A 4,010-nucleotide genomic window follows, 5' to 3' on the forward strand; every position below is an offset into this window, starting at 1 on the left:
TTCATGCGCACAATCCCTCGTTTCTTGTCACTCAGTATACTAGAATGAAGTTGCCAGGCAAACTTTGCACCAGAGCCTAAGCTACCACTATGTTATAATGACCATATCGAAAGGAGATCAATCTAATGAAATATACGAAAACCAAAGCAGTATTAAATCAACTCGTTGCCGATTTGAGCCAGATGTCAATGATTATCCATCAGACGCATTGGTACATGCGTGGACCCAACTTTTTGAAGTTGCACCCCTTGATGGATGAGTTCATGGAAGAAATTGACAGCCAACTCGATGTCATTTCTGAACGGCTGATTGCGCTTGATGGCAGTCCTTACTCGACCTTAAAAGAAATGGCCGAAAACACTAAGATTCAAGACTGGCCTGGTGAATGGGACAAAACAACCCCAGAACGCCTCGCACACTTAGTTGATGGCTATCGTTACTTGGAAGACCTTTACAAACACGGCATTGAAGTATCCGATGTTGAAAAAGACTTCAGTACCCAAGATATTTTCATTGGTCTCAAAACCGCAATTGAGAAGAAAATCTGGATGATTCAGGCAGAGCTTGGGTCGGCGCCGGAAATTGATGAATAAAATAATATTAAAAAATCGGTAGGCTTAAACATTGCTAACGCTTATATCAGTGCTGCTATTTAATTAAAATGCGACATCCCAACAACGGGGTGGCGCATTTTTGTTTGCAATGCGGTGACAAATAGGCCGGAAACAAAATAAGTGAGTGATAACTCATTTTAATGTTGACAAACCGAGATGTACTGATTATACTAAGGCCACTAAGTGAGTGAGTATACACTCGCTTTGAGAAAGAGGGTTATTAAAATGGTAACGGATTATGTCATCGCCAAGCAGGTCAGCAAGCACTTTGGTCATCAGCAAGTGCTCAATCAGATTGATTTGACACTGCCGGCTGGAATGATTTATGGCTTGATTGGGCCATCAGGAGCTGGGAAGACCACCTTGATCAAGAGTATTTTAGGGATGGAAGCTGTGGATAGTGGCACTGTTAAAGTCATGGATACGGTGATGCCCAATAGGGCGGTAATGGCACAAGTAGGGTATATGGCCCAAAGTGACGCTTTGTATGAGACACTAACGGCCCGTGAAAACCTGACCTTGTTTGGGCAATTGATGAGCGTTCCAAAAATAAAGTTAGCACAGATGATTGATTATGCAGCCGGATTAGTTGATTTAACGTCCCAATTAGACAAGCGGGTCAGTGGCTATTCGGGTGGGATGAAACGGCGCTTGTCGTTGGCAATTGCCCTGATTCAGGATCCCCAATTATTGATTTTAGATGAACCGACCGTTGGGATTGATCCAGAATTACGGCAACAAATTTGGACCGAACTAAATAAGCTCAAGGATACCGGTAAGTCGATGCTCGTGACAACGCATGTCATGGACGAAGCAGAACGGTGTGATTATCTCATGTTGATTCGGCACGGGATTGCGCTTGCTGAGGGGACACCCGCGGCACTGAAACAACAGTATGCAGTAGATACGATCGAACAGGTCTTTTTGAAAGCGGGGCGGATGCAAGATGCGAACGATGGCAATCGTTAGACGAGTTTTTAAGCAAATGTTACGTGATAAGCGTACCTTGGCGCTGATGTTTTTGGCACCATTGCTGATTATGACGCTGATGTATTTCTTATTTCAAAACAACACGACGCAAGTAGCAAGCTTGGGTGTTCATCATGTAGACCAATCCGTGGTTAACGTGATCGATACCAAAAACGTGACGATTCATCATTATGATAGTTCACAGGCACGGAAAATGATTAAGCAGCATGATCTAGATGGCTATTTGACTCAGAAAAATGGTCAATTGACGATTACTTATTCAAATAGCAATCCAACCAACACGTCTTTAATTAAGGCGAGTTTACAATCAGGATTAGTCAAGTTGAAAATGAAGACGCTGGTGACCGTTACTAAGAAACAGCGCGCGGCCCTTGAATCGCAACAAGCCGCTTTGAAGAAGCTGACAGCAGCCCAGACACAAGCAACGGTGACCAAGCTGAAGACTGCCATTGCACAAGCCCAGGCCCGCGGTGACCAGGCAACTGCTGAGAAATTACAAAAGCAACTCAAGCAAGCCACAGCCACGACGTCTAGTTCGACTCAGTCAGCTAAAGCAACCAGTTATACGACTAAGTCTCATTATATTTATGGTAGTAGTGATTCAACGTTCTTTGAAAGCTTTTTGCCAGCCTTTCTCGGTTTCTTTGTCTTCTTCTTTGTGTTCTTGATTTCTGGCGTTTCACTTTTGAATGAACGCACTACTGGAACCCTAAGCCGGCTACTTGCAACCCCAATTCGACGGAGTGAAATTATTATGGGCTATCTAATTGGTTATGGGGGCTTTGCCATCATTCAGACTGTCCTGACCGTTGTTTTCACAATTACGGTCTTCAAGATTCACTTAGTTGGTAGTATTTGGCTGGTCTTTCTGACTAACTTATTATTAGCGTTAGTGGCTTTGACCTTGGGTATCTTTATTTCCACCTTTGCTAACTCAGAATTTCAAATGATTCAGTTTATTCCACTGATTGTTGTACCACAAATCTTTTTTGCTGGGTTGGTTCCAGTCGATGGCATGGCCAGTTGGTTGCAAGCAATTGCCCACATCATGCCGTTATACTATGGTGCTAATGCGATGACGGCTGTTGTGACAAAGGGTGCTGGGCTTGGCGATATTGGTGTCAATTTGTTAATATTAGTAGGGTTTATGGTCGTACTAACAATGTTGAATATTGTTGGAATGAAACGTTATCGGAAGGTGTGAGGATATGGAACGACCACGGATACGGGATTATTTTCAACAGGATCTAAGTCAGAATGAAACGATTACACCTAAGCAACGGGCCATCCTCCAGGCAAGTCTCGATTTGTTTGCTGAAAAGGGTTTTGACCAGACCAGTACTAGTGATATTGCACAACGGGCCGGCGTTGCGGAGGGGACGGTCTATCGGCGGTATAAGACTAAGGCTGCCTTACGGGATGCCATCTTAGCACCAATTACCGCGCACATTGTGCCAATCTTAGCGAGTGATTTTTCAGAGGATGAATTACGGCAGCGTTATCCCAGTCTACAGGCATTCGTCACAGCAATTTTTACGGACCGAGTTGCATTTGCTAAAGCTAACGTGAAAGAGTTAAAGGTCATTTTTGAAATGGCAGCTTTTGACACCGAACGACGCGAACAGATTCTTAGCCAGATTGCGCCTAAGATGGTCAAGCAGATGGGAAGTGTCATAAATCAACTAAAAGCAGATCATTTGATTGTGGATTGGCCGAATGATTTGATACTGCAAAGTTTGTTATCGCAGCTATTCGGTTACCTAGCGCAGTTAATGCTGGAATTGCCGGGAACTGAAATTGAGCGCGAACAAGCGTATTTGATTACGGTGATGACCAAAATATTGACCCCGGGTGAACATGATCAAATTACTGGTCAGTGAGCTAACTGTTACTTGATATAAACTAAAGCCACTTCTGTACTTAGCGGTCATTTGAACGCTAAGTACAGAAGTGGCTTTGGTCGTTGCTACGCGTGTTCGTTTGTTAATCTGCTAGTATCGTCATTTTATTCAACAAACTAGTTTGTAACTGGCTGAGTGTGGTCGTCATGTAGACCGGGTAAAGATCTGGGTTGACGAGCCGCTGGGTTGTTCGTGGGAGCTCGGCAAGTTTAGCCTGGGTCGTTGCCTGAATGGTTGTAACCGGAATTGACGTGGTGTTGGACAAATCTACCGGCGCGAGTAAGGGCCGGGCTTCAAAATGGGTGAGTCGCTGTTGACGGTCGACACTGAGTGGGTCACTGGTGACGACGGTTAGGCTGGTCGCATCAACGATCGTCTCGGTAGCTAGTGCAATCAAATCAGCAAAGGCCCGCTTAGGGCTCTGGTGCAAATAGTCTGAGAGTGTGCCTTTTACCTAGTTGTTGATAGGGTGTTGTAGGTTATGCTGGCACCATCGCTTTTAATT

Annotated in this window: 5 protein-coding genes; 4 read left to right on the forward strand and 1 reads right to left on the reverse strand. The window is 44.5% G+C overall.

Going from position 1 to position 4,010, the window contains the following annotated elements; all coding sequences use genetic code 11:
• Positions 1 to 125: 125 nt before the first annotated feature.
• The 4 genes from EKM91_RS13565 (at position 126) to EKM91_RS13580 (ending at position 3,484) form a co-directional block, all read left to right on the forward strand.
• On the forward strand, positions 126 to 593 hold the full coding sequence (locus tag EKM91_RS13565; RefSeq protein WP_125754425.1) for a Dps family protein: 468 nt from the start codon (positions 126 to 128) through the stop codon (positions 591 to 593).
• 246 nt (positions 594 to 839) lie between these two features.
• Complete coding sequence (locus EKM91_RS13570; RefSeq protein WP_084988357.1) at positions 840 to 1,583, forward strand: ABC transporter ATP-binding protein; 744 nt, start codon at positions 840 to 842, stop codon at positions 1,581 to 1,583.
• Positions 1,561 to 2,808, forward strand: a complete 1,248-nt coding sequence (locus tag EKM91_RS13575; RefSeq protein ID WP_084988356.1) for an ABC transporter permease — start codon at positions 1,561 to 1,563, stop codon at positions 2,806 to 2,808. Before EKM91_RS13570 ends, EKM91_RS13575 begins: the two co-directional genes overlap by 23 nt.
• A gap of 4 nt (positions 2,809 to 2,812) precedes the next feature.
• Positions 2,813 to 3,484: a TetR/AcrR family transcriptional regulator gene (locus EKM91_RS13580; RefSeq protein WP_014975084.1), complete on the forward strand. Its 672-nt coding sequence runs from the start codon at positions 2,813 to 2,815 to the stop codon at positions 3,482 to 3,484.
• A gap of 103 nt (positions 3,485 to 3,587) precedes the next feature.
• On the opposite strand, the gene EKM91_RS13585 is transcribed toward EKM91_RS13580, so the two are convergent.
• Positions 3,588 to 3,935, reverse strand: a complete 348-nt coding sequence (locus EKM91_RS13585) for a hypothetical protein (RefSeq protein ID WP_057707481.1) — start codon at positions 3,933 to 3,935, stop codon at positions 3,588 to 3,590.
• Positions 3,936 to 4,010: the final 75 nt, after the last annotated feature.

This window comes from Lacticaseibacillus baoqingensis (assembly GCF_003946165.1).
Taxonomy (GTDB): Bacteria; Bacillota; Bacilli; order Lactobacillales; family Lactobacillaceae; genus Lacticaseibacillus; species Lacticaseibacillus baoqingensis.